Origin of the sequence: Cuspidothrix issatschenkoi CHARLIE-1, assembly GCF_002934005.1 — a bacterium.
Taxonomy (GTDB): Bacteria; Cyanobacteriota; Cyanobacteriia; order Cyanobacteriales; family Nostocaceae; genus Cuspidothrix; species Cuspidothrix issatschenkoi.
In genome coordinates this window covers 1-22,936 of the sequence record NZ_PGEM01000070.1, presented here as the reverse complement: position 1 = coordinate 22,936, position 22,936 = coordinate 1, and the positions used below count along the sequence as shown (strand labels likewise).

Genomic DNA, 22,936 nt, shown 5'->3' with positions numbered 1-22,936 from the left:
ATATCTGATGTGGTTGGTGAACTTGTCGAACCACACCCTACAAATGTGCCACTTGCCTAAGTCGTGGAAAAAAGTTATTTCACAAACTTAGGCATAATTTCCGCCGCAGTAAATAGGCCAGAAATACCCCGTTGATGTAATTCTTGAGCAGCTTTGAGATAACCAAAAGCAGGACCGCAGACATTAGCTGCCATGCTGGTTTCATCACCTAATGTAAAGGTATGAGTTGAAATTTTCCCCTCAAAAGTACGTCCTGTAATTTTCACATTGGTACTCAGGGGCTTTTTGGGGTTGCGGGTATCCACCACACCACCAACGGTTACTCTATCCCGTGAACAAATTCCCGCAATTTCTAACATCACATCATCGGCGTGTTCCATGTTTTCCAAAGTCAGCACACCGTTAGTTTTATCTAGTAATGCTTCTACCTCTGCGTCAGTCATCGCCCTAGCAGCTTCTACACTATAACCAGGTATATGGCCAATATCTTCTCGAACGGTGGCGCGGTAAGCCTCCCAGTTAGCAATACCCACACCAAAAGTAATGACAACGTTGTGAATTTCGGCGTAACTTTGGGCGGCTAAAGCGGCGGCGGCGGTTAACAGTCCAGGGGTTGCACCACAGCCGGTCATGTAGGTAATTCCTGCGGCTTGCAGTTCATCTTTCATCGCTAAAAGTTGTTCTACCGCGCTGGTGCGTTTAATGGCATCCACTAGGACACCTTGCCAACCAGCTTGGATAAATTGTTTAGCGACGTTGGGGATAAAGTCATTGGGGAGGTTAGGTAAAGCCAGGAAATAACCATCTACAGCGTTACCAGTGGCTTGAATAAGGTCTTGAATGCTATTATTGCTTAATTTCCCCACTGGTTCTAAGTAACCCACTGTACCCTGTTTTTGGTAGGTGGTAATACAAGCGTTGGTGTTTAAGCCTTCTGTGGAGTATGCGTAGCCTTTTTGGTCTGCTACGGCGACGAGAATCATTTCCCGTTTGCTGGAAAGGAGTTTGGCTGCTGCTTGGCCGAGTCCCCCAAAACCAAGGACTCCGACGCGGATAGGTTGTTTGTTCATAGTTATTTTAGTAAGGCGTATAAACCTAAATTTTCCGTATAATAGCTAGTTATGTTGTAAAAATCTAGCTTATTTAGCAAACTATTGTTACATATCAATTTAGATTCTTTAGATGTTAACTTCTATCCGGTAAATTTGCCAGGTGCACGTCTTGGCATGATAGAGCAGGTATGGCAGCAGGATCATGTTTAGTTTAACGTAAGTTCGACCACCATAACAGGGAACAGGGAACAGAGTTGAAAGTCATGAGAGTGTATAGTTTTTTAGGTAAATTCTGTATCTCATTCAAGTGCATACCGCTATAATGTTCAATGAATATGAAATTTATTCATTAATAGTCTTTCTATTGAGTTTTACCAAAATTGTCAAAAACGTAAATTAACATTATTGGTCAAAGAATATGGACATTTTAGAAAGTGTAAAAATGGCAACTACTACCTTATTAGCTAATAAGTTGCGTAGTAGTTTAACCATGTTAGGAATTATTATTGGTAATGCTTCAGTTATTGCCATGATTGGCATTGGAGAAGGCGCACAAACCTTAGCAAGTAAGCAATTTCAATCATTGGGTCCCAATATTTTATTTATTGTTCCTGGTAGTCCAGGTAGTCGGGGAAGAGTGACTACAACACCGAGAACTTTGGTTTTACAAGATGCTCAAGCCATCGCTCAACAAGTTCGTGCAGTTCAAGAAGTTGCCCCAGAAATTAATAATAGAATCACCGTTAGCTATCGCAATAAAAGTGCCACAACTACGGTAATTGGAACTACGCCAAATTATACAACAGTGCGTAATTTTGAAATCAAAGAAGGGAGATTTTTTAATGATTTCGATCTTAAACGGAGTAGAAGAGTAGCCGTATTAGCTCCATATTTAGCTAACAAAATATTTGATAATCAAAATCCTATTGGTCAAAAAATTCGCATTCAAAATACTACTTTTGAAGTCATTGGTTTAACAGTATCTAAAGGTTCGTCCTTTGGTAATAACAGTGATGATATAGTTTTCATACCCATTAATACCATGTATAGTCGTTTAGTGGGGAGAACATCTCCCTATGGCATTAATATTTCTTTAATTTCCGCATCTGCTAAAGATGAAAATAGTATATCAGCAGCAGAATTTCAAATTACTAACTTACTGCGACGCAGACATAAAATTGTCCGCGAAGATGATTTTACCATTCAAACCCAAAAGAATCTTTTAGAAATTAGCAATACAATTACTGGGGCATTAACTACCATGTTAGCAGCTATTGCCAGTATTTCTTTATTTGTTGGTGGTATTGGTATTATGAATATTATGTTAGTTTCTGTCACCGAACGTACCCAAGAAATCGGACTGCGTAAAGCTATCGGTGCAACTCAAACGGACATTCTTTTGCAATTTATCATTGAAGCTGTAATTTTATCGGTGGCAGGTGGTTTAATCGGTATTGCTATCGGTGGTGGTAGTATTATTTTAGTGGGAATATTTACCCCTTTAGAATCTACTATTTCACTTAGCGCAGTGGTATTAGCTGCTAGTGTTTCTGGTGGTATTGGTTTATTTTTTGGAGTAGTTCCCGCTCGTCGTGCGGCAAAACTTGATCCTATGGTAGCACTCAGAACGGCGTGAAAAATTAGATGGTTTTTAACAATCTAGGAATCTGTTATGGAAATTTTCGCCATTGATTAAGCCACCGTATTTATCCAATCCATTGATGTTGTTTCTGATTAGGACTTACGCAAAAAACTCTCAAACTCTTATTCCTCTGTGTTCTCTGCGTCCTGGTGCGGTTCGTTATTCCGTAACTCGTGCGTAAGTCCTACTGATAATAGAGTTTGTCAATTATAGCTATTTCCAGGTAAATAAACCACATTTTGATTTAGGTTTCGCGTCAATAATGTGGGGGCGAAGCATTCGGACAATTAATTATCAGTTTTTACCTAAGACTATGATCCGAATGCTTCGCCCTTACTGTGGTCTAAGGACATGAAAACTGCTGTAATCTTGTACTATAGAACGAACTCATGAAAACTGACAAATACTAAAAAAAAGGATAAAATTATTATGGACAATACTCTAACTATAACTGATGTAAATATTCCCGATGCAGCGCAATCAGGAATTATTCGTTTAGAGGATATTTTCAAAGTTTATGGCATTGGGGAAATAGAAGTTAAAGCCCTGAATAATGTGAATTTAGTGATCCAAAAAGGTGAATACTGTTCCATTATGGGTCCTTCTGGTTCTGGTAAATCTACAGCGATGAATATTATTGGTTGTTTAGATCGTCCCAGTACCGGCAATTATTATTTAGATAATGTTAATGTTGCCCACATGAATGATACAGAATTGGCACATATTCGGAATAAAAAATTAGGATTTGTTTTTCAACAATTCCATTTATTATCCCAATTAACAGCCCTAGAAAATGTCATGCTGCCTATGGTGTATGCTGGTGTGAAACCAGGGGAAAGAAAAGAACGAGCTACAGAAGCATTAATTAAAGTGGGTTTAGAACATCGCCTCCAGAATAAACCTACACAATTATCTGGAGGACAACAACAAAGGGTGGCGATCGCCCGCGCCATTGTCAACCATCCCGTTGTTCTCCTAGCTGATGAACCCACTGGCGCACTTGACTCTCAGACTACCCAAGAAGTATTAGATTTATTTAGTGAACTCAATAGCAGTGGGATCACCGTTGTCATTGTCACCCATGAAACAGAAGTTGCCAGTCAGACCAAGCGCATTATTTGGTTTCGTGATGGTCAAGTTGTCCATTCCCATTTAACTGCTGATCAACTTCAGCAACATTGAAGGAGGCAGGAGGCCAATTTAGAGGAAGATTCAGGTAGTAAAAATAGCGGTAATATACCAATTACTGCTAGACATAAAATGATGATTTTATCTATTTCCTACAAATTCAACTAAACTGTTCGATAATTCCCCCACCTAATACCCGATCACCTTCATACCAAACTGCTGCTTGTCCTGGTGTGATGCTGAATTGGGGTTCATCAAATACCAAACGCACGCGAGAATCTTCTAAAGGAATTACGGTTACAGGTACAGGTTGAGAACGATAACGAATTTGCACTTCTGCACGGATGGGGGTTGCAGGTTCAGCGATGGATACCCAATTCACTCGGTTAACTGTGCATTCTCCTTGTGTTCCTTTGGTGCGATCGCCTACAATAACTCTGTTATTAACTGCATCTAATTCAATTACATACAAAGGTTCAGCCGCAGCAATACCTAAGCCCTTTCTTTGACCAATCGTGTAATGATGCACACCGTCATGTTGTCCCAAAACCTTACCCGCAATATCCACAATATCACCGGGTTTTGGCGCTAAATATTTATCTAAAAATGCCCGCATCGAACCGTTACTTTCTACCAAGCATAAATCTTGACTTTCTGGTTTATCTGCGGTCTTTAAATTGTATTCGCTGGCAATTCTGCGAGTATCGCTTTTGTTGAGTTCACCCAGGGGAAAAATTGCCGCACTTAGTAAATCTTGAGACAAATCATAGAGAAAATAAGACTGATCCTTGTTCCGGTCAACTGCTCGTAACAATTGGTAACGATTAGTTGCGTCATCATAGCGAATTTGGGCATAATGTCCCGTAGCGATGCGATCGCATTCCCATTTCTCCCGTGCATATTGCACCATGGGACCAAATTTCACCGTCTTGTTACATTGAGAACAAGGCAATGGGGTAATTCCCACGCTATAACCAGTTACTAAAAAATCAACTATTTCCGTTTGAAAAACATCCCGAATATCCACAATCTCATGGGGAATACCCAATTGTTCACAAATATCAGCCGCGTCAATCATCCCCTCAGAGCAACATTGCCCCTTGCCTTTCATCAGCCAAAGAGTTAAACCAACTACATCATAGCCCTGATTATGGAGAATAGCGGCAGCTACGGAACTATCAACGCCACCAGAAAGACCAACGACAACTTTTTTCATAATTCACACTTTTCAAAGTGCTTACGGCTGATTTCGGCGATAAACACCACAAACAAACTTTCTGATCTTATCACAAGTTACAATATTTCGATATTCTAGCATAGGTACTGAGAAATTTACAGCCTGAGAAGATGTTTTCTGAATATTCTTAGTATATATATGTATAGAATTTTTAATTAACTGATTAAAATAATAGGTAGGAAAAAACTTTTACCACAGATGGCGACAAATATGCTGAATTTAAAAGTAAATCGCTTGATCCCTTTATCTATGTTCTCTTTACTTGTGAGTGGATGCTGGGGTATCATCTCCGAATCTAGCCCGGTTCAAGCCCAAATACCCAACAAAAATCTATTATTAGCACAGTCTCAATCCATGGAAGCGATAGAATTTAATAATCAAAATTACCAATATGATCAACCTGGACAATATACACAATCTAATCCAAATTCTGATAAATATTTTGTTTATGTTGATAACAATAGTCCCCAAATGTTGCAACGAGTAAAACAGGTTGAACGCACTGCTTATATTCGTAATTACAACGGCCGTAATGTGATCCAAGCGGGAGTTTTTGCTGTCCAATCTAATGCCCAAAGACGGATAAAAGAATTAGAATTTTATGGTATTAGTGGTGCGGGGATTGGCAATTATTCAAATCCAGATTTACCAGTAACACCTTATAATAATCAACAATTATCATCATCAACTTATAATATTCCTAACAATACCAATACTTATACCCAGGAAACAAGAAATGCCTACTATGTAGTTATTCCCACTAATAGCAATAATTTACGTTATCTAAGGGAAGAAATTCGCCAGGGACTCTATAGCAATAATATAAATATCAATGTCTCTATGAGAACTCAACCACGAGGAGCGCATATAGCAATCGGACCATTTAGCGATCGCTCGGATGCAGAACAATGGAATAATCTTTTCAAACAGTCCGGTTATGGCAATGCTAGAGTTTACTATGGAAAATAATTGACAACTGACAAATGAATAAAGACCAATTTGTTGTTACAGCCTCCCAAATGCGGGACATTGAAACTCGAATATTTACAGCAGGAATGCCTGTAGCAGCCTTAATGGAAAAGGTGGCAGGACTGATTTCCCAACGCTTACAGGCTATTATTTCCCCTGGGGAATGTGTAGGAATTTTAGCAGGTTCTGGGCATAATGGCGGAGATGCTTTAGTTGTAGCGCGTGAACTCCATTTTCGAGGTTATCAAGTTTGGATTTATCAACCTTTTTCTAAGCTTAAAGAACTCACTGCCCAACATTTTCAATATGCACGAAATTTAGCCATTCCCTGTTATCAAGAAATTACCGAATTACCAAATTGTGATTTTTTAATTGATGGTTTATTTGGATTTGGTTTAGAAAGAGAAATTACTGATACTATCGCCACAGCCATTAATTATTTTAACGCCGGAAATCAGCCTATTATTAGTATTGACATCCCTTCCGGTTTACATACAGATACAGGAGAAGTTTTAGGCACAGCTATTCAGGCACAATATACATTTTGTTTAGGTTTATGGAAACAAGGTTTATTGCAAGAACAAGCAATACCTTATATTGGCCAAGCACAATTAATTGATTTTGATATTCCCTTAGCAGATATTTATACCGTTTTAGGTGATAGTCCCCAAATAAAACGCATTACTTCCACAACAGCATTATCTACTTTACCTTTACCTCTTCCTCTAACGACTCACAAATATAAACAAGGACATTTACTATTAATTTGTGGTTCTCGACGCTATGCAGGTGGAGCAATTTTAACAGCTTTAGGAGCGCGAGCTTCTGGTGTAGGAATGTTATCCATTGCTGTTCCCGCAACTATTAAACCCTTATTAGTTTCCCATTTACCAGAAGCATTAATTATTGGTTGTCCGGAAACAGAAACAGGAGCAATATCTCATTTACAATTACCGGAAAATACAGACTTAAATTCATTTACTGCGATCGCTTGCGGACCCGGTTTAACACAAGATCATCCCGCACTAATACCCGAAATAATTCAATGTGAATGTCCTCTTGTTCTTGATGCTGATGCTTTAAATATTTTGGCACAAATAGGTACTATCTCCACTTTGCAACAGCGTACAGCAGCCACTATACTCACACCCCATACGGGAGAATTTCATCGTTTATTTCCCCATATTTCCCCCCTCAATAGAATTAAAGCCGTGCAAACAGCAGCCCAAGAAAGCGTGGCTATCATCCTATTAAAAGGGGCAAGAACCGCCATATCTAACCCTCAAGGTCATGTTTGGATCAACCCCGAAAGTACCCCAGCTTTAGCTCGTGGTGGTAGTGGAGATGTATTAACTGGTTTATTAGGTGGACTCTTAGCCCAAATTTTAACGAAGGCAGGAGGCGGTTTTTGGAAAGATCAGGTTTTAGACCAGATTGTTTCGGTAACTATGAATAAAGTAATTTCTATAGAAGATATAGTAGCAACTGCCACTTGGTGGCATTCCCAAGCAGGAATTTTAGCAGCACAAGCCAGAACAGAATTAGGAGTTGATGCCTTTACACTAACACAGTATTTAATACCAGTTTTGAAGCGGTGATAATTGGGAAAGAGGCAATAGGTAATAATTAATTTTTACCAATTACCTATTACCAATTACCAATCACCAATTAATTACTTAATTGTTACCTTACCACCAGCTTCTTCAATACGCTTCTTGATATCTTCAGCAGCTTCTTTAGCTACAGCTTCCTTAACTGCTTTAGGAGCAGCTTCTACCAAGTCTTTAGCTTCTTTCAGACCTAAGCCTGTGATTTCACGGACGATCTTTAGAACCGCGATCTTCTTATCAGCAGGTACAGATTCAAGAATTGCATCAAATTCGGTCTTCTCTTCTACCACTTCAGCAGCAGCACCAGCACCAGCACCAGGAGCCATCATAACCATGCCACCAGTAGCAGCAGCACTTACACCAAATGCTTCTTCAATTTGCTTAACTAATTCAGAAGCTTCTAATAAGGTCAAAGATTTCAATTGTTCTAAAATTTGTTCGGTTGCAGCAGACATGGATATAACTCCTAAAGAATGTTTGATTTGTTAGTTTTTAGTGGTTAGTTGTGATTTGTCAATTATTAATTTTGACTAACTACAACTAATTTAGGAAGCACTTTCAGAACTACCGCTATTGTCTTTTTCAGCGACAGCTTGTAAAGCGCGAGCCAAGGAACTGGGAACTTCGTTGATACCAACAGCCAGCTTGGTAGCCACACCGTTGATAGCTCCAGCAATTTGAGCCATAAGTTGTTCCTTAGATGGCAAGTCTCCTAAAGCTTTAATATCAGCTTCGCTGAGGACACGACCTTCCATCACACCACCACGAATTTCTGTTTTCTTGGCGGCTTTTTGGAATGCTTGATAAGCTTTGATTGCTGATAAATCTTCTTTAACTAGCACAAATGCAGAAGAACCTTTGAGTAATTCTGACATTGGCTGCCATTGTTCCTGATCCTGAATCGCAATGCCCATTAAGGTGTTTTTTGTCACCTTACATACAGCACCACTAGGACGCAATTGCCGACGCAAATCAGTGATTTCGGCAACTGTCAAACCCTGATAATCAATTACGAATGCCAAGGTTGACTCACTCAAGCTTTCCTTGAGATCGGCTACTATCTCTTTCTTGTTTTCTAACGTTCTTCCCATACTTGTCTCACCTCCAATGTCAGTTGTCAGTGGTCAGTTGTTAGTTGTCAGTTGTTAGTTGTCAGTGGTCAGTTGTCAGTTTTGACTATATATATTTCCTGTCACCTGTCACCTATCCCTTTGTGCTGACTTACCGAAAACAATTAACCCCAGCTAACTTAGCCAGGGTTTCAAAGGAGTATTTTTAATGCTGTCGTTGTCACAGTTTTGCTGTGCAAACTCCAGGCGGTTAAAATTACAACCTCGGCAGGATATTAAGCTATTAGCACCTGCTGTCTCCGGCTTGATTAAATTTTCGATTTTCGATTTCGGATTTGAAATTAAAGCTTGATAATAAAGCAAAAAATTCAATTGTCTATCTACCAACTATCAATCTAAAACCCAAAATTATGCAGCGTCAGTCAGTTTTAATTCTCTGAGTGCGCTGATGTCAACGGAAATTGATGGTCCCATGGTAGAGGACACATACAAGGACCGCCAGTAACGACCTTTAGCTCCTGAAGGACGGTTACGATCAACTGATTCTTGTAATGCCTTCAGATTGATTAATAAATCTTCAGGTGAAAAAGCAGCCTTACCAAACATAACATGAACAATCCCAGTCCGGTCAGCCCGATATTCTAATTTACCTGCTTTGAATTCGGCGATCGCACTACCAATGTCAAATGTCACTGTTCCACCTTTTGGTGAAGGCATCAAACCCCGTGGACCGAGCAATTTACCCAATTTTGCTACCTGTGGCATCACATCTGGTGTAGCAATGAGTTTATCAAAGTCCATGAAGCCTTTCTGAATCCGGTCAATTAATTCTTCTGAACCAGCAATATCAGCACCAGCGTTAGTTGCTTCCGTAACTTTTTCACCTCTAGCAATTACTGCTACCCTAATTACCTGTCCTGTACCTTTGGGTAGTGCTACAGTTGTCCGCAACTGTTGGTCTGTATATTTAGGATCAATTCCTAGACGGATATGAGCTTCAGCAGCTTCAGGAAATTTAGCGGTTGCTGTTTCTTTTAACAGATTTAATGCTTCTAAGGGTGTATAATCCCTTTCTTCTACTTTGTCGAGCAACGCCCGTAAACGACGTGATACTTTTCTTGCCATTTTGTTCTCCTGGGGTAGTCTCGAAGCTGTGCCTCTCCCCCGATAAAATTTTGGATTTTAGATTTTGGATTGAGTCTAATTTTTTAACTCAGCTTTCAAAACGCAAAATTGGTTAACTTCTTAGTCTTTGATGGTTACGCCCATATTTTTAGCAGTTCCTTCCACGATATTCATGGCTGCATCAATATCATTAGCGTTGAGGTCAGGAAGTTTGGTTTGAGCAATTTCCCGTAATTGCGCTCTGGTAATGCTACCAACTTTCTTTTTGTTGGGTTGCTCAGAGCCTCTTTCAATCTTTGCTGCCTTGCGGATCAATACTGATGCTGGTGGGGTTTTGAGTACAAATGTGAAACTTCTATCTTCATAAACAGAAATTTCTACAGGAATTACCATCCCAGCTTGGTCTGCTGTTTTGGCGTTGTACTCTTTGCAAAACATCATGATGTTAACACCATGTTGACCCAACGCGGGACCAACTGGCGGTGCTGGGTTGGCTTTCCCAGCATTCAGGGCCAATTTAATGACCGCTACTACTTTCTTCGCCATTTGTATTTAGCTCTGTTTTTTAACCTGATTAAATTCTAATTCTACTGGTGTATCTCTTCCAAAGATTGAGAGTAGAGCTTTTAGTTTACTCCGTTCTGGGGAAACTTCAATCACCTCGCCTTCAAAATCCTTAAATGGACCGGAAAGCACAACTATTTTATCACCTGTAGCCATATCAATTTTGACTACTGGTTCTTGTTCCGTGGTTTGTTTGAATATGCGTTCTACTTCGGAAGGATTGAGAGGGACTGGCTTTACGTGGCCGCGGCCTCTGCCGCTACCGCGTTTTTGTTCCGCGCCCACAAAGTTGATCACGTGGGTGGTATTTCGTACCACCTGCCATGTATCATCACTCATTATCATCCGTACTAGCACATACCCAGGAAAAACCTTTTCTTCCGAGGGCTGACGTTTACCATCTTTGCGGATTTTCACAGTTGGTGTGTGCGGAATTTCCACTTGGACAATTTTATCAGCAACATCAAAAGATTGGATACGTTGCTCTAAGTTTGTTTTCACTCTCTTTTCACAACCGGAGGCTACTTGCACTGCATACCAACGTGCTTCTTTAAGTGCTGTTAAGAGTGCTTCCTCGGACTGTAAATCTGAGTTGCGTGGTTCGTCTGTTGCAGAAGTCATCAGAACACCTGTTTTGCCGCCCAAGCGAACAATCCATCTACCAAGTATATCAAAGATGCGGAGAGTGTAACCATTAATAGCACAGCGGCTGATTCACTCACTAACTGTTTCCGACTGGGCCAAACTACTTTCTCAAGTTCTTCCTTTGTACCTTGGAAAAAATTGTTTAAGCTAAACCCATTTTCGGTTTCTGGCATTTCTGCTTCATTTTTTTTGGCCACAGTCGTTATCCCCCCGTTTCTTAATTAGCTCTACCTGATGATTTTTCTAGGTTTACAGCTTCGACCTCAATTGAATGACAACAAGTAAGCTGTAATTTAAAAATAATTATACCCGAAATAATGAACGCTATCTGCCATTTCGGCAGTCGCGTTATTGTTTCGGGTGTTATTTTTACTTTTGAGCGCGCCCTGGAGGACTTGAACCCCCGACATCAGGTTTTGGAGACCTGCGTTCTACCAACTGAACTAAGAGCGCACAAGCTTTTCTTGTTACAGTCATCGCGCTGAACTTTTTTTAGTTTAACGCAATTTCGATTCTAATTGTAGCTTATTTTTTTTTATTTGGCAAGTTAGCGGCGGATGCCGCTTGCAGCTTGAGTTTTGCCTATTAACTCCCAATTTTGGTTACAGAGCGCGGTCAAATCTTTGTTTAATACGGGTTGCTTTACCAACGCGATCGCGTAGATAGTAGAGTTTAGCGCGTCTAACTTTACCACGACGGATGATTTTAATGCTTTCAATGCGGGGAGAATGGAGTAAAAATACTCGTTCAACGCCTACACCTTGGAAAACTTTGCGAACTGTAATGGTTTCGTTGATGCCACCATTACGCATAGCAATAACTACACCTTCATAGGGCTGGACCCGGTATTTAGTACCTTCTTTAATTTTGACTCCGACTTTCACTGTGTCCCCGACATAGATTTGGGGTAAATCAGATTTCAAATGTTCCGCTTCTATCGAGCGGATAATTTCTTGCGCGTTCATTATTTTTCTGTTTTTTGAAAAAACTCACAATCACTAATTATAAGTCTATAATCGCTTCTAAGTCTAGATATTAGTTGACTGTTCCCTATTCCCTGTTCCCTGTTCCCTATTCTCTGTTGTAAAATAGACTGTGTAAAGATTTCAGGGGAGGCCAGGTAACTGGTCATAAACGCCTATAGAAACTATCTTTGGCAACATTCAAGGTTTAAAGTCCAGCCAGCTAAAACAACTCCAGCGGCTGTACCACCAGCGAATATCAGGCGATCGCATTACTACGGCTGAGTTTGCCCAACGGTTGGCAGCAATTAGTACGGAAATTAATCAACCTGTTTGTGCCTACGTCAATCGGCGCGGACAAGTGATTCGGGTTGGTGTAGGTACTCCACGTCAAACCCAAATTCCGCCCCTAGAATTGCCCCGTTATGGTGCAGAACGTCTCAGTGGTATTCGTTGTCTGTCTACTAATCTCAAGTCAGAACCACCGAATGAAGCGGCTTTAACGGCGATGGCTTTGCAAAGATTAGATGCTTTAGTAGTTTTAAATATTACTGGAGCAGGATTTACAAAGCGTGGTGGTGGTGCAACTGGCTATGTAAAAGAAGCTTATTTAGCGCATCTGGTAGCTAATAGTAAACAGCTAGTTGCCAGTCAGTCTGCTGGGATGAGTATTCCTGATGCGGGGATATATTCAAGCACATCACCACCTTTAAGTTTAGATGCTTTAGCGGATCAAGATTTTCTGGACTTGGTGGAAAGTTTAGAAGAGGAGTTTAGCCGGGAATATGTAGCTCAAGAAGTAGATGGAGATCATGATCGGGTGGTTATTGTGGGAGTATTAACTGAAAATACCACTCCCCAACAATTCCAAGACATTATAGCAGAATTGGCGCGGTTAGTAGATACGGCTGGGGGTGATGTCTTACAGACATTACAGCAAAAGCGATCGCGTATTCATCCCCAAACCGTCATCGGTGAAGGTAAAGTTCAAGAAGTCGCCATCACGGCTCAAACTCTAGGTGCTAACTTGGTAGTATTTGATCGTGATCTTTCGCCATCCCAAGTCCGCAATTTAGAGGCACAAATTGGGGTGAGAGTAGTTGACCGCACGGAAGTAATTTTAGATATTTTTGCCCAACGCGCTCAATCTGGTGCCGGTAAATTGCAGGTAGAACTGGCACAATTAGAGTATATGTTGCCCCGACTCGCAGGCCGAGGTCAAGCTATGTCTAGGCTAGGTGGTGGTATTGGGACAAGGGGACCTGGTGAAACCAAGCTAGAAACAGAACGGCGGGCTATTCAAAAACGGATTTCTCGACTGCAACAAGAAGTTAATCAATTACAAGCCCATCGTTGTCGGTTACGTCAACGGCGACAACACCGAGAAGTTCCCTCTGTGGCTTTGGTGGGTTATACCAATGCTGGTAAATCTACTTTACTCAATGCCCTCACTAACGCGGAAGTATATACCGCTGACCAATTGTTTGCGACCCTTGACCCGACCACACGGCGGTTAATGCTTCCCCATGCGGAAACAGGCGCACCCCAGGAAACTCTGATGACGGATACGGTAGGGTTTATCCATGAGTTACCAGCATCTTTAATGGATGCTTTTCGGGCGACCTTGGAGGAGGTGACAGAAGCGGATGCTTTATTGCATTTGGTAGATTTATCTCATCCAGCTTGGTTAAGTCATATTCGCTCAGTGCGGGATATACTCGCACAAATGCCCATTACACCGGGTCCGGCGTTAGTGGCTTTTAATAAAATTGATCAGGTTAGTAGTGAAACTCTGGCTTTGGCTAGGGAGGAGTTTCCTTTAGCCGTGTTTATTTCTGCTAGTCAGCGTTTGGGACTAGAAACTCTGCGTCAACGGTTATCACTGCTGATTCAGTACGCTGTTGATGGTGGTTGATGATTTTCAGATCCCGGACTTCTTAAAGAAGTCGGGGATCTAAGCTTAATGAATAATCAAACTATCTTTAGTCAGTTCTAAAAAATCATAATTCATAAATAAATCAACGATTTGGGCAATATTTTGGATAAAAATTTGCTCAATTTGTTTGTTACTAATATTACCTGTTGTTATTAACAGTAGTTTATAAGGCTCTTTTTTAATTAGGAAAGAATCTAAAAAATCTTTATCTTTAGTAATAACAATTCTCTGTTCTATGATTGATAATTTGTTAATTTCTGAATCTGGAGTTGCATTTTGTAAAGGGAGATTTTTAGTGTGTACAACATCATAACCTAATTGTTCCAATAAATTTGCAATACGTCCTGGTAATTGAGCATCAATTAAGAATTTCATGAAACTAATTGTCGAATACTTTTAACTTGAGTGAGTTGAGTAGCAAAGGTGAGAACTGCTAAAATATCTTCATATTCTAAATCATCATAATCTTCTAAAATATCATCAATACTCATTCCTGAACTCAAAAGTTCCAAGATCATTTCTACAGGATAGCGTAATCCACGAATACAGGGTTTACCATGACAAATATCATGGTTAATTGTTATTCTTTCTAATACCAGGTTATTCATGATTTTAGATGTGATAATCGGACTAAACTAATTATATCTTCTTTCTTGAGGGTTCTCAAACAATCTAACACTAGCACTAATTTTGTTAAAATTTGATACAGGTGTTGGGCTTCGTTACCTCAACCCAACCTACTACCTAGCGTTGGCAAGAGAAGAGTTTCCTTTAGCGGTGTTTATTTCTGCTAGTCAGCGTTTGGGACTAGAAACCCTGCGTCAACGGTTATCTCTGTTAATTCAGTACGCTGTTGATGGTGGTTGATGATTTTCAGATCCCGGACTTCTTAAAGAAGTCCGGGATCTAAGCTTAATGAATAATTCTCGTTCCCATACTCTGTATGGGAATGAATTTTAGAAGGCTCTGCCTTCAATGATAGCAGAGGCAGAGCCTCTTGAGGGCATTCCCACTCAAAGACCGGGAACGAGATATGGGTAATATTTTGAATAAAAATTGTTCAATATTATTGATAATAATGTCAATGATTCAACAAGATATCCAGTTTTGCTAGAATCATGATTACTTCAATGTAATTGGTTGCAAGATGATGATTACTACTGTTGAGCGTCGTTATAGTTTAGATGAATATCGCGCCATTGAAGAAAAAGCTGAAGAACGCAGTGAGTATCGTGATGGAGAAATTGTGCCAATGTCGGGAGGATCAATCAATCATAGTCGTATAGGGGGCAATATTTTTGCATTTCTCAAGTTTATTCTGCGTGATAGTAAATGTGAGCCAATTAATAGTGATTTGAGGTTATGGATTCCTGAATATAAACGCGGAGTATATCCAGATGTAATGGTTTTTGCAGATGAACCGCAACTAAATGAAAACCGCAATGATGAAGTTTTAAATCCCATTTTAATTGTAGAGGTATTATCACGTTCAACCGCGGATTATGACCGACAAAGCAAGTTTCGGATGTATCGTTCAATTAGCAGTTTTTGTGAATATTTATTAGTTGAACAAGATGAAATTTTTATAGAAAAATATAGTAAACAGTCTCAAGGTTGGTTATTGAGTGATTTTAATGATTTAGAAAAATCCATTTCTTTGGAGTCTATTGGGGTTGATTTACCGATATCGGAAATTTATCGCGGTGTTGTTTTTGGGTAATCTGAATCAGGAATAATAACCTGATAATTCACCGTTAAGAAGGGAAAAGAAAAAGAAGGGTAGAGGGTAAAAGTATAAAGGGCTACAAAGTTCTGAACGAAGACACCACCCGAAAACCGAAGTCGAAGTGACAACGATCGCGCGAATAATTATTGCGATAAGCAGAGCGGCAACCCTTAGCCATTCCGTACCAAGAACCACCGCGCATTAGCTTAATATCATTTCGATTATTCCAAGCGCTGCCATCTATAGGCGCATTTATATAATTTTCATGCCAGTCATCTTCGCACCATTCCCAAACATTCCCGTGCATATCGTACAAACCAAAAGCGTTAGGGGGAAAAGTTCCTACATCTGTGGTTTGTTGGCGATGTTTGCCTTTTGGTGCGGACTTATAGGGATAATTACCATCATAGTTTACTAAATCCGTGGTGATGTTGTCACCAAAAGAAAATGGCGTGGTTGTCCCGGCTCTACAAGCATACTCCCATTCTGCTTCACTAGGCAATCTGTAGTTTTTCTGTGTCTTTTGACTGAGCGTTTGACAGAATGCGACTGCATCATCCCAACACACACTTTCTACAGGGCGATTCTTACCTTTGAAGCGAGATGGGTTAGTTCCTATAATAGCTTGATATTGTGCCTGTGTCAATTGATATTTTCCCATAAAGAAGCTGGGAACTGTCACTTGATGTTGGGGACTTTCCCAACTACTTCTTTCTGCTTCATTTTCCGGTGAACCCATGAGAAAAGTTCCTCCGGGTATGGCGATCATTTCTAATTTGACACCTTTTCCTAAGTCTTCTGTAAAGGATGATTGAAGATTGATATTTACGTTCGTATTTGCTGGTGGTTGTGGGGTAGAAATAACTACTGTTTTTTGATTTGTTAATGCTGCTAAAACTTCTGTAGCTGATTGATAACGTTTAGCAGGAATATCCTGTAACATTGTTTCTAATAGGGTTGTTAATTCCTCACTTAAAGAAACATATTTTCGCCATTGCCATGCCATTGTGTTAGTATCAAACAATTCATCTGAACTATCAGATTTTTGAAAATGTCCCGTTAATAATCTCACACAGGTAACAGCTAAACTATAGAGATCACTATTATGGTAAGCCACACCCCGCAACTGTTCCGGGGGTGCATATCCAGGAGTACCTACTGTAGTTCCAACTCTAGTTAAAATACTACCGCTTGTTTCTTTAGAAACGCCAAAATCAATCAGGAATAATTTACCGTTTTTGCTTCTAATAATATTTTCTGGTTTTATATCTCGATGAATAACTTTGTTATCATGGATAAATTGTAAAACTGGTAATAGTTCTACTAAGATAATTCTGATTTGAGCTTCATTTAATTTACCTTGATTTTGAAATTCTTCTAAGAGGTTTTGACCATCAATAAAGTCTTGGACTAAATAAAGTCTACCATCTTGGGGAAAGAAGGCTTCTAAGTCTGGAATTTGGGGATGTTTTCCTAGTTCTTGGAGTCTTTTGGCTTCGTGTTGAAATAATTCTGTAGCTTTTGCTAAGGCCGCACTTCCAGCTTGTTGGGGTAAGAATTGTTTAATAACGCAGGGTGTATTTAATCTTTTTTCATCTACTGCTTGAAATGTTCTACCAAAACCACCTTCTCCCAGAAATTTAATAGGACGATAACGATCATCTAAGAGGATTTTACCGCCGCATTTTTGACAAAAGCTTGTACCTTGGGGATTTTGATAAATACAGGCGGGGTTAAGGCATTGGCTCATGGTAGATGTTGGGTATTTCTATGGATGATTATACTATACTAAGCCAGGGAATAGATTCCCTGTCTAATAGCTCAAGTCCGTTGAAACGGACTAGGAACTTTTTTAAATGTTTAGTCATCTTTAGATAACTTGCGCTATTAGCAAGGAATTTGAGTTCCTTGGAGGATAGAGGTTTTAGGTTAGGTTTTCATCAAAGAGAGTTCAATATAATCTTCTCTAGGCTGTGTCATGGTAATTTCTACATTAGGTCCAAAATATTTGGTCATTTTTTCTTGCTTTTGTTGCCAAACATCGAAGCTAATTAATGGCGAATCAAATTCTAAAATGAGGGTATAAGCCCCATTGATTTGGGTTTCTCGTAAACCTGTCACTATTGGTCTTGATTCGTCCGTGGGACTTAAACCTAGATAAGCCAAAGCTTCGTCTAAATGCGCTCTTTGTCCATAGCAGAAGCGTGTGATGTCTTTGCGGATTTTAGTTTGTGTGACGGTTGCCTGTTGGTTTCTGAGTTCTAGAATGGATGATGTGGTGGGTTGGCTAAAGGGTATGGGTTTAAGTTCATTAGCTTTGAGGGCTAAACCTCCCAGTAATAGGGGAAAACCATAGAAAAATCCCACTAAATTGAGGGTAGCGTTGTCGGCAAAGTAGGCTACAAAACCCGTGATGGTCAGTATACTACCTACTGTTAAACCAAGTGTTCCTAAAGAAATTCCGCCGAGCATAATTTAAGATTAGTATAATTTATTTTGATCCTGAGTATTGTTATCATCGCTGATTAACGCCAGATTGGGAAAGGGGAAGACTGAGATTTTTCCGTTTTGCGTTAACTTTAGATTTGAAGTGTTTAAGGACTAGAAGGGAAAAATGGATATTCAGACAATTAAAGACCGAATTAGCACGGTTCAATCTAAACGTGAACGGTTGCTGAGTTTGCTAGAACAACCCAACTTAGGGACTTTAAGAGTTGATGTTAATCAGGCTTTGGAAGAATTAGATGATCTAATGGATGAGTTTAAACGGACTATTCCCGAAACAGGAAATAATTAATCCCAGTTGTTAGTCATCTAAATTCACCTTGGGAATGGGTAGTAGAAATTAATTTCTATTACCTATTGCTTTTTGCGAAAAATTGCGTAACATTACTTAAGATAAACATAGTTATTACTTCAGAGTTAGAAACAACGTAAGCATGATGGTGAAAACACAAATGGCGATCGCTACTATCGCTACAGGGATGGCTAAATTTATCTGGAGGGACGATTTCTTATTTCCCGGCTCTATGTGGCTAGTGAGTCGTGTATTAATTATAACCGCAATGTTGTTAATTGCTCCAAATATACCAGCATTGTCAGATGGAATTACACCCCATTTAGGCTGGGGCGTTTTTGATGCTTGGGATAGTGTTCATTATCGAGCAATAGTTACTGAAGGTTATGAATTTGCTGATGATGGTAAACAACATAATATAGCTTTTTTCCCTTTGTTTCCTACAAGTATTTTTATCTTGATGAAATTGGGTTTTTCTTTTAACATTGCGGGATTAATTATTAATAATTTAGCGTTTTTAGGCACACTATATTTTTTATATGGTTGGCTAAAAAAACAATGTAATATCACCATAGCACAGTGGACAATTGCCGTCATGGCTTACTGTCCTATGTCCTTATTTACTGGAGTAATTTATACAGAAGGTTTGTATTTATTATTAAGTACAATTGCTTTACGTGCATTTGATGAGAAAAAATATATTTGGACAGGTATTTGCGGAGCAATGGCAACAGCAACCCGTCCTACAGGAATGGTATTAATTCCGGCGTTTTTTATCGCAGCTTGGAAACAACGTAAACCACCAATTGCCTACGTCACAGGGTTATTATCTGGAACAGGTTTGTTAATATTTAGTTTTTATTGTTGGCTACATTTTGATAATTTTCTCGCCTTTATTGCCGCACAAAAAGGATGGCGGCCTTCCTTTGGATTTGACTGGCAAGGTTGGTTAAATATGTTCATGCAAATTCCCTTCGGTCATAATTGGTATTATGGTTGGGTACATAATGATGAAGGGGGAATTAAAGATATTCGGTATCCGATATGTTTTAGTTTTATTGTCATTATTTCTTCTTGTTTATTATATTGGCGTAAATATTTCCGCCCTGTTACATTTTACAGTGGTTATGCTATAGTTATATTGTCATTAATTGTGGCAAATCAAAATTTAATTAATAATTTATTAAATGTATCTATGATTCTGGGTAGTACATTTCTGTTATGGTATTACCGTCGGCAATTAACCCCAGTAATGATAGTTTATGGTTTTTGTGGTATTGGTTTACTTTTAGCTTCTGGTGGCACAATTTCTTTAAGTCGTCTTGCTTATGGAATTATTCCTCTGAATATAGCTATAGGTGTGTGGTTATCTCGCTATCCCCGTTATGCTTATTTAGTTATGGGTATATTTATCACTTTATTGAGTAAATTAGCAGTGGGTTTTGCCCAGGAAATTTGGGTTGGTTGAGGAACTTTCAAATATTGTTTTTTGTTTCAGGTTCTGCAACTTCAAAATTTACTTTATTATACAAATCCTGCAAAGAAATTGTAAAAGGTACTGTTATCAGAGATATGTTTTCATCTTCTTCATCGTACTCACACAAATTCCATCTTTTTTTGCCAATTTTAGAAAATTGTTCTACATGAATACGATTTTGATCAATTAATAGATATTCTTGAAAAGTAGGAATTGTTCTGTAAGCTGCAAATTTATCTTCTCTATCGTAACTTTTGGTAGATTTAGATAAAACTTCTATAATTACCTGGGGGTTTGTGATTGTATCTGTCCGATTATTGAAAAATTCCGCCTCATCTGCAATAATGATCACATCTGGATAAGTGTATATTAGTTTTTGAGGTATCCACAGACGCATATCACCCATGAAAACTTCGTAATTCTGATTTTTGAAGGCAAAATTCAGCCCAGAACTTAAATTCAAAGAGATGCGGTTATGATTTATAGATGCACCAGCCATAGGAATAATTTGTCCGTCAATGTATTCGCTTTTGTAGTCAGCAGTTGCTTCTAATTCCAGATATTCCTCTGGAGTGTAATATTGCTTTTGGGTTAGTTGCATATTTTTGATTAGAAAGCTACGTTTTTCAGTCTAGCATATCAGGAATAATTATTGATTAAGTTTTTATATATTAATTTTCTAATGCTTCCCCTAGTTGCATCTCTAATGCAACCAAAGTATGGTAATTGTTAATATGATATCAAAGTAAAATTCCTACCAAATAAATGATAGTGTATATACCTTAATTCTATTAGTAGAAAATTTTACAGGCTAGAAATTATAAGAGTATGTTTCAAAAGTCCGGTAAGGTATAATTCAGCCCTATGCCGAGATGCTTCGTTGTTCCAGCCATGAGGTTAAACTACCCTTTTAAAAAATCATCTAAGATTTATAATGATCACTGCAAACAATACATTATTAAAATTAGTTAAACATAAGTTTCATAGGATCTTTAACTATCTGTGATCGCTACTTCCAGTTATGAATTTGTTAATGACAGCAAACAGCACAATTTAGATGTTTTCCCTCTGTTTGCTGTGAGTATTTAGATTTTAATGAAATTCCGGTTGTCTTTTGAATTAGCAGGTACAGTTAGTATCTTTATAAGAATTCAGTATCAACCTAAAACTAAATTTATAAATTATGAGCATTGATGTCATCAAAACAAAAGTAGATAAATACCCCATATTATTTTTACTGGCTATAGCCGTAGGTGTGAGATTATATAATATTAATTCACCTATTATAGGTATTCATTCCTGGCGACAAGCTGACACAGCAGCAATAGCTAGAAATTTCTATGAAAATGGATTTAATCTATTCTATCCTCAAGTTGATTGGGGTGGAAATTCCCCTGGCTATTGTGAAACAGAGTTTCCAATTTATTCATTTATTGTTTCTATATTATATAAATTTTTTGGCGTACATGAATTATTCGGTAGATTAACATCTATAGTTTTCTCATTATTGACAATTCTTTTCTTGTATAAACTTACTACCAAATATTTTGATAGACAAGTAGCTTTTTGGTCATGCTTATTGTTTGCCATTTTACCTTTAAATGTATATTATAGTCGAACTTTTCAACCTGAATCAATGCTGTTAATGTGTACAGTTGCAGGAATATATTATTTTATTAATTGGCTAGAATCAAATAAAGTGCATTTCTTGTCTATATCAGCATTTTTTGTAGCTTTATCATGTCTAATTAAAGTTTTACCAATACTATATATAGGTATGCCATTATTATATTTAGCTTGGCATAAATTTAAGATAAAAATTTTCACTAATATATATATTTTTCTTTACACTTTATTCATTCTTATAACATTTACTCTTTGGTATTACCATGCTCATCAATTATTTTTAGAATATGGTAATACTTTTGGTTTTTGGGGCGGTTCAACAAATAGATATCAATACAGTATGTTATTAACTGTTAATTTTTGGTCAGAAATAATATTTAGAACTTCCTTCAGGCATTTTGCTATATTTATGTTCCCTATATTTATAGCGGGTTTATTTATAAAAAGGAAAACTCAAGAAGAATATTTCTTTGATATTTGGTTAGTCTCAGTAGTCTTATCCTGGGCTATAGTACCTACTACGAGCTTAGTACATGAATATTATCAACTACCGTTAATGCTGCCTGGAGTTGTATTTATAGGTAAGTTTTTTGCTAAATACTGGCATCAATATGAGAAAAAATTAAATATAGGTAAAATTTTAACCGTTTGTCTATGTTTATCTATCCTTACTGGCTCCATGATTTATTCCATAGACTATATGCGTAAAGAAAGAACAAATAAATCGGATGTATTTCAACTCGCACAGATGATTAAACAAAACATAAAATCAGATTCATTAACAATTTTCACCACAGGAGGTGATCCAACATTACTTTACTTATGTCATCGAAAAGGATGGCTAGTTAATCCTAGTTATCTCACAGAAGAATACATAATGTCAAAAATTAAATTAGGTGCTAATTATTTAGCAGGTAGCTTTGAATTTGTCGAAAGCTATAATTTATTTGTGGATGATGGTCAAAAACAGAAAATTAATAATGTTCTTAGTAAATACCCTAATATTATAAATGATAAAAATGCTTTTATTGCTGACTTGAGATAATTTAAGATAATCAATTTAGTTGCCGCTTATCAATACTTTTTCACAAATTATGATCAATTTATCTAACAAAAACTGCAAAGAATAAGTAGGTTAGCGTTAAAAATTGTCTTTGGGGGAAGGGAACACTATGGCTAAAAGCCACGCTTTGCTATCGACAATCTCAAGTTTTGGGCGGTTTTACTTTTCTTCACATACCTTTAAATTTTTCGGTTCACCTACTTACTTGATTTATTTTGCGCCTATATTTTTCTTAGTTTATCTGATTTTAGAATAATAAAATAATAAAAATTAAAAAAAATATCTATTAACCCACATTCCGCACTTC

Annotated in this window: 24 protein-coding genes, 1 tRNA gene and 1 other annotated feature; of the genes, 10 read left to right on the top strand and 15 right to left on the bottom strand. The window is 38.2% G+C overall.

The window, feature by feature from the left end; translation table 11 throughout:
* Positions 1 to 74: 74 nt before the first annotated feature.
* Positions 75 to 1,070, bottom strand: a complete 996-nt coding sequence (gene bioU / locus CUN59_RS10200) for a (S)-8-amino-7-oxononanoate synthase BioU (RefSeq protein ID WP_104387744.1) — start codon at positions 1,068 to 1,070, stop codon at positions 75 to 77.
* A 400-nt stretch (positions 1,071 to 1,470) separates the two neighbouring features.
* Here bioU and CUN59_RS10195 point away from each other — a divergent pair, with 400 nt between their 5' ends.
* Both CUN59_RS10195 and CUN59_RS10190 read left to right on the top strand, forming a co-directional pair.
* Entirely contained in the window at positions 1,471 to 2,688 is a 1,218-nt protein-coding gene (locus CUN59_RS10195) for an ABC transporter permease (RefSeq protein WP_104387743.1), read from the top strand.
* A gap of 435 nt (positions 2,689 to 3,123) precedes the next feature.
* Positions 3,124 to 3,876: an ABC transporter ATP-binding protein gene (locus tag CUN59_RS10190; RefSeq protein ID WP_104387742.1), complete on the top strand. Its 753-nt coding sequence runs from the start codon at positions 3,124 to 3,126 to the stop codon at positions 3,874 to 3,876.
* A 106-nt stretch (positions 3,877 to 3,982) separates the two neighbouring features.
* Here the strand turns inward: CUN59_RS10190 and mnmA are convergent, their stop codons facing one another.
* On the bottom strand, positions 3,983 to 5,038 hold the full coding sequence (gene mnmA, locus CUN59_RS10185) for a tRNA 2-thiouridine(34) synthase MnmA (RefSeq protein WP_104387741.1): 1,056 nt from the start codon (positions 5,036 to 5,038) through the stop codon (positions 3,983 to 3,985).
* Positions 5,039 to 5,269: 231 nt separating this feature from the next.
* Here mnmA and CUN59_RS10180 point away from each other — a divergent pair, with 231 nt between their 5' ends.
* Together CUN59_RS10180 and CUN59_RS10175 are read left to right on the top strand one after the other, a co-directional pair.
* Positions 5,270 to 6,028, top strand: coding sequence for a hypothetical protein (locus CUN59_RS10180; protein WP_104387740.1), 759 nt, complete (start codon positions 5,270 to 5,272; stop codon positions 6,026 to 6,028).
* A gap of 14 nt (positions 6,029 to 6,042) precedes the next feature.
* Positions 6,043 to 7,626, top strand: a complete 1,584-nt coding sequence (locus CUN59_RS10175) for an NAD(P)H-hydrate dehydratase (protein WP_104387739.1) — start codon at positions 6,043 to 6,045, stop codon at positions 7,624 to 7,626.
* A 74-nt stretch (positions 7,627 to 7,700) separates the two neighbouring features.
* Here CUN59_RS10175 and rplL read toward each other — a convergent pair whose 3' ends face one another.
* From rplL to rplS, 8 genes are all read right to left on the bottom strand, one after another.
* A complete protein-coding gene (rplL, locus tag CUN59_RS10170; RefSeq protein ID WP_104387738.1) occupies positions 7,701 to 8,093 on the bottom strand; it encodes a 50S ribosomal protein L7/L12 in 393 nt (130 codons plus the stop codon).
* A 90-nt stretch (positions 8,094 to 8,183) separates the two neighbouring features.
* The gene (rplJ, locus tag CUN59_RS10165; protein ID WP_104387737.1) at positions 8,184 to 8,729 is read right to left on the bottom strand and encodes a 50S ribosomal protein L10; all 546 of its coding nucleotides are present in this window, start codon (positions 8,727 to 8,729) and stop codon (positions 8,184 to 8,186) included.
* Positions 8,730 to 8,861: 132 nt separating this feature from the next.
* Positions 8,862 to 9,029 (bottom strand) — a sequence feature (ribosomal protein L10 leader region).
* Between the two features lie 87 nt (positions 9,030 to 9,116).
* Positions 9,117 to 9,833, bottom strand: a complete 717-nt coding sequence (gene rplA, locus CUN59_RS10160) for a 50S ribosomal protein L1 (protein ID WP_104387736.1) — start codon at positions 9,831 to 9,833, stop codon at positions 9,117 to 9,119.
* Between the two features lie 120 nt (positions 9,834 to 9,953).
* On the bottom strand, positions 9,954 to 10,379 hold the full coding sequence (gene rplK / locus CUN59_RS10155) for a 50S ribosomal protein L11 (RefSeq protein WP_104387735.1): 426 nt from the start codon (positions 10,377 to 10,379) through the stop codon (positions 9,954 to 9,956).
* 6 nt (positions 10,380 to 10,385) lie between these two features.
* The gene (nusG, locus tag CUN59_RS10150) at positions 10,386 to 11,018 is read right to left on the bottom strand and encodes a transcription termination/antitermination protein NusG (protein ID WP_104387734.1); all 633 of its coding nucleotides are present in this window, start codon (positions 11,016 to 11,018) and stop codon (positions 10,386 to 10,388) included.
* Positions 11,018 to 11,239, bottom strand: a complete 222-nt coding sequence (gene secE / locus CUN59_RS10145) for a preprotein translocase subunit SecE (RefSeq protein ID WP_104387733.1) — start codon at positions 11,237 to 11,239, stop codon at positions 11,018 to 11,020. Before secE ends, nusG begins: the two co-directional genes overlap by 1 nt.
* 183 nt (positions 11,240 to 11,422) lie before the next feature.
* Positions 11,423 to 11,495, bottom strand: a tRNA-Trp gene (locus tag CUN59_RS10140).
* A gap of 149 nt (positions 11,496 to 11,644) precedes the next feature.
* Positions 11,645 to 12,007, bottom strand: a complete 363-nt coding sequence (rplS, locus tag CUN59_RS10135; protein ID WP_104387732.1) for a 50S ribosomal protein L19 — start codon at positions 12,005 to 12,007, stop codon at positions 11,645 to 11,647.
* 175 nt (positions 12,008 to 12,182) lie between these two features.
* On the opposite strand from rplS, the gene hflX reads away from it, so the two are divergent.
* Positions 12,183 to 13,919: a GTPase HflX gene (hflX, locus tag CUN59_RS10130; protein WP_104387731.1), complete on the top strand. Its 1,737-nt coding sequence runs from the start codon at positions 12,183 to 12,185 to the stop codon at positions 13,917 to 13,919.
* A 45-nt stretch (positions 13,920 to 13,964) separates the two neighbouring features.
* Here hflX and CUN59_RS10125 read toward each other — a convergent pair whose 3' ends face one another.
* Together CUN59_RS10125 and CUN59_RS10120 are read right to left on the bottom strand one after the other, a co-directional pair.
* Complete coding sequence (locus tag CUN59_RS10125) at positions 13,965 to 14,315, bottom strand: DUF5615 family PIN-like protein (protein ID WP_104387730.1); 351 nt, start codon at positions 14,313 to 14,315, stop codon at positions 13,965 to 13,967.
* Positions 14,312 to 14,548 carry a DUF433 domain-containing protein gene (locus CUN59_RS10120; protein ID WP_028091726.1) on the bottom strand — a complete coding sequence of 79 codons (237 nt, stop codon included), beginning with the start codon at positions 14,546 to 14,548 and terminating at the stop codon, positions 14,312 to 14,314. The genes CUN59_RS10125 and CUN59_RS10120 overlap by 4 nt, the downstream gene beginning before the upstream one ends.
* Positions 14,549 to 14,630: 82 nt before the next feature.
* Here CUN59_RS10120 and CUN59_RS21410 point away from each other — a divergent pair, with 82 nt between their 5' ends.
* Positions 14,631 to 14,807 carry a hypothetical protein gene (locus CUN59_RS21410; RefSeq protein ID WP_165790181.1) on the top strand — a complete coding sequence of 59 codons (177 nt, stop codon included), beginning with the start codon at positions 14,631 to 14,633 and terminating at the stop codon, positions 14,805 to 14,807.
* Positions 14,808 to 15,090: 283 nt separating this feature from the next.
* On the top strand, positions 15,091 to 15,660 hold the full coding sequence (locus tag CUN59_RS10115; RefSeq protein ID WP_104387757.1) for a Uma2 family endonuclease: 570 nt from the start codon (positions 15,091 to 15,093) through the stop codon (positions 15,658 to 15,660).
* An 82-nt stretch (positions 15,661 to 15,742) separates the two neighbouring features.
* On the opposite strand, the gene CUN59_RS10110 is transcribed toward CUN59_RS10115, so the two are convergent.
* Positions 15,743 to 17,416 carry a bifunctional serine/threonine-protein kinase/formylglycine-generating enzyme family protein gene (locus CUN59_RS10110; protein ID WP_104387729.1) on the bottom strand — a complete coding sequence of 558 codons (1,674 nt, stop codon included), beginning with the start codon at positions 17,414 to 17,416 and terminating at the stop codon, positions 15,743 to 15,745.
* A gap of 179 nt (positions 17,417 to 17,595) precedes the next feature.
* Positions 17,596 to 18,138 (bottom strand): DUF2854 domain-containing protein, encoded by a 543-nt coding sequence (locus CUN59_RS10105; RefSeq protein WP_104387728.1) that lies wholly within the window; start codon positions 18,136 to 18,138, stop codon positions 17,596 to 17,598.
* A gap of 142 nt (positions 18,139 to 18,280) precedes the next feature.
* Between CUN59_RS10105 and CUN59_RS10100 the strand changes: the two genes are divergently transcribed.
* A complete protein-coding gene (locus tag CUN59_RS10100; RefSeq protein WP_104387727.1) occupies positions 18,281 to 18,463 on the top strand; it encodes a hypothetical protein in 183 nt (60 codons plus the stop codon).
* A gap of 145 nt (positions 18,464 to 18,608) precedes the next feature.
* The gene (locus tag CUN59_RS10095; protein ID WP_104387756.1) at positions 18,609 to 19,931 is read left to right on the top strand and encodes a putative hexosyltransferase; all 1,323 of its coding nucleotides are present in this window, start codon (positions 18,609 to 18,611) and stop codon (positions 19,929 to 19,931) included.
* Positions 19,932 to 19,938: 7 nt separating this feature from the next.
* Here the strand turns inward: CUN59_RS10095 and CUN59_RS10090 are convergent, their stop codons facing one another.
* Positions 19,939 to 20,541, bottom strand: a complete 603-nt coding sequence (locus tag CUN59_RS10090; RefSeq protein WP_104387726.1) for a Uma2 family endonuclease — start codon at positions 20,539 to 20,541, stop codon at positions 19,939 to 19,941.
* Positions 20,542 to 21,123: 582 nt separating this feature from the next.
* Here CUN59_RS10090 and CUN59_RS10085 point away from each other — a divergent pair.
* Complete coding sequence (locus CUN59_RS10085) at positions 21,124 to 22,611, top strand: ArnT family glycosyltransferase (protein ID WP_104387725.1); 1,488 nt, start codon at positions 21,124 to 21,126, stop codon at positions 22,609 to 22,611.
* Positions 22,612 to 22,936 lie beyond the last annotated feature (325 nt).

Bases quoted from the DNA above. Each gene is read 5' to 3' on its own strand.
- CUN59_RS10180 (WP_104387740.1), top strand. From the start codon at position 5,270: ATGCTGAATTTAAAAGTAAATCGCTTGATCCCTTTATCTATGTTCTCT.
- CUN59_RS10110 (WP_104387729.1), bottom strand. From the start codon at position 17,416: ATGAGCCAATGCCTTAACCCCGCCTGTATTTATCAAAATCCCCAAGGT.
- CUN59_RS10175 (WP_104387739.1), top strand. From the start codon at position 6,043: ATGAATAAAGACCAATTTGTTGTTACAGCCTCCCAAATGCGGGACATT.
- CUN59_RS10190 (WP_104387742.1), top strand. From the start codon at position 3,124: ATGGACAATACTCTAACTATAACTGATGTAAATATTCCCGATGCAGCG.
- CUN59_RS10195 (WP_104387743.1), top strand. From the start codon at position 1,471: ATGGACATTTTAGAAAGTGTAAAAATGGCAACTACTACCTTATTAGCT.
- rplK (WP_104387735.1), bottom strand. From the start codon at position 10,379: ATGGCGAAGAAAGTAGTAGCGGTCATTAAATTGGCCCTGAATGCTGGG.
- mnmA (WP_104387741.1), bottom strand. From the start codon at position 5,038: ATGAAAAAAGTTGTCGTTGGTCTTTCTGGTGGCGTTGATAGTTCCGTA.
- CUN59_RS10095 (WP_104387756.1), top strand. From the start codon at position 18,609: ATGGTGAAAACACAAATGGCGATCGCTACTATCGCTACAGGGATGGCT.
- CUN59_RS10125 (WP_104387730.1), bottom strand. From the start codon at position 14,315: ATGAAATTCTTAATTGATGCTCAATTACCAGGACGTATTGCAAATTTA.
- nusG (WP_104387734.1), bottom strand. From the start codon at position 11,018: ATGACTTCTGCAACAGACGAACCACGCAACTCAGATTTACAGTCCGAG.
- rplA (WP_104387736.1), bottom strand. From the start codon at position 9,833: ATGGCAAGAAAAGTATCACGTCGTTTACGGGCGTTGCTCGACAAAGTA.
- CUN59_RS10105 (WP_104387728.1), bottom strand. From the start codon at position 18,138: ATGCTCGGCGGAATTTCTTTAGGAACACTTGGTTTAACAGTAGGTAGT.
- CUN59_RS10090 (WP_104387726.1), bottom strand. From the start codon at position 20,541: ATGCAACTAACCCAAAAGCAATATTACACTCCAGAGGAATATCTGGAA.
- CUN59_RS10100 (WP_104387727.1), top strand. From the start codon at position 18,281: ATGGATATTCAGACAATTAAAGACCGAATTAGCACGGTTCAATCTAAA.
- rplS (WP_104387732.1), bottom strand. From the start codon at position 12,007: ATGAACGCGCAAGAAATTATCCGCTCGATAGAAGCGGAACATTTGAAA.
- CUN59_RS10120 (WP_028091726.1), bottom strand. From the start codon at position 14,548: ATGAATAACCTGGTATTAGAAAGAATAACAATTAACCATGATATTTGT.
- rplJ (WP_104387737.1), bottom strand. From the start codon at position 8,729: ATGGGAAGAACGTTAGAAAACAAGAAAGAGATAGTAGCCGATCTCAAG.
- rplL (WP_104387738.1), bottom strand. From the start codon at position 8,093: ATGTCTGCTGCAACCGAACAAATTTTAGAACAATTGAAATCTTTGACC.
- CUN59_RS10115 (WP_104387757.1), top strand. From the start codon at position 15,091: ATGATTACTACTGTTGAGCGTCGTTATAGTTTAGATGAATATCGCGCC.
- CUN59_RS10085 (WP_104387725.1), top strand. From the start codon at position 21,124: ATGAGCATTGATGTCATCAAAACAAAAGTAGATAAATACCCCATATTA.
- bioU (WP_104387744.1), bottom strand. From the start codon at position 1,070: ATGAACAAACAACCTATCCGCGTCGGAGTCCTTGGTTTTGGGGGACTC.